This window comes from Staphylococcus sp. EG-SA-14, assembly GCF_017151935.1.
Classification (GTDB): Bacteria; Bacillota; Bacilli; order Staphylococcales; family Staphylococcaceae; genus Staphylococcus; species Staphylococcus aureus.
Genome location: NZ_JACVZM010000107.1, coordinates 1 through 246, shown reverse-complemented (window position 1 = coordinate 246; position 246 = coordinate 1). Strand labels below are relative to the sequence as shown.

Sequence of the window (246 nt, the reverse complement as noted above, 5' to 3'; positions counted from 1 at the left end):
AATTTTTCAGTACTTGCTTCTAAAAACATAACATCAATGATGACGTCACTTTCACTTTTAACTTTATCCACTACTGCAACTAATGAATTAAATAGTTCCTTACCTCTTAAATCAATTGCAATTGCCATCGGTTGTACGGGTGGACAACATCGATCTGTAGCATTAGCAGAACGACTAGGTAATTATCTAAATGAAGTATTTGAATATAATGTTTATGTGCATCATAGGGACGCACATATTGAAAGT

The 246-nt window shown here is 33.3% G+C and carries 1 pseudogene; it reads left to right on the top strand.

Features of this window, described 5'->3' with window-relative positions:
* Nucleotides 1-114: 114 nt before the first annotated feature.
* Nucleotides 115-246 (top strand): annotated as a pseudogene (locus tag IDG63_RS14525) (RapZ C-terminal domain-containing protein); the annotation flags it as partial.